This is a genomic window from Iodobacter sp. BJB302 (assembly GCF_002735645.1).
GTDB lineage: Bacteria > Pseudomonadota > Gammaproteobacteria > Burkholderiales > Chitinibacteraceae > Iodobacter.
This window is the reverse complement of sequence record NZ_PDZG01000183.1, coordinates 1-731: the sequence shown is the minus strand read 5'-3', so window position 1 is coordinate 731 and position 731 is coordinate 1. Positions and strand designations below refer to the sequence as shown.

Sequence of the window (731 nt, the reverse complement as noted above, 5' to 3'; positions counted from 1 at the left end):
TAAAGTCTGGCGACCATAGCGAGGTGGTCCCACTCCTTCCCATCCCGAACAGGACAGTGAAACACCTTAGCGCCGATGATAGTGCAGATTACCTGTGTGAAAGTAGGTCATTGCCAGACACCCCATTCGTAGTAAAGACGTAGTAAACAAGACCCCCGTACTCGAAAGAGGCGGGGGTTTTGCTTTGGGCGCAAGAAATGCAGGTGTTAGTGCAACTACAAAATCAAGTTTCTGTGGTTCGCGTGTTGTCGGGTTACGCGGTGAGGAGATTAAATCGGTGCATAACAGTCTGTATCTTTTGGTGTAACTGAAGATCTCTTTTTTCCCTCACGATGCCGTGAGATGCATTAGGCTGCGGTATCGATTGGATAAAGTTACCAAATGCATGATTTTTTCATGGAAATGAAAGTGATTTGGCTGCGGCGAACCCTTAGTCTTTGGCTGTGTGTCTAAAGTATGGAGAAATAAATCAACAAAAAATCAATGACTTATTAACTTGTTTGGTTTTGTTTTAGTAAAGGGGTTGACCGGACAGGGTGTCACCGGTATAGTTCGGCCTCTCGCTGCAGCACACACGGAAACGGAGTGATGCAGATAGCGAACCGATCTTTAAAAAAATACAGTCGATGAGTGTGAGTGCTTGATTCGGAAGCGAAACAAGTGCTTACATGAGTAAGGAGTAACCAGCGATGGTTGCTCTGAATAAAGTAAGCCAGTAAGTACTAGCTTAG

The 731-nt window shown here is 45.1% G+C and carries 1 rRNA gene; it reads left to right on the top strand.

The features are described from left to right. Positions 1–5 precede the first annotated feature (5 nt). Positions 6–119, top strand: a 5S ribosomal RNA gene (gene rrf, locus CSQ88_RS22530). Positions 120–731 lie beyond the last annotated feature (612 nt).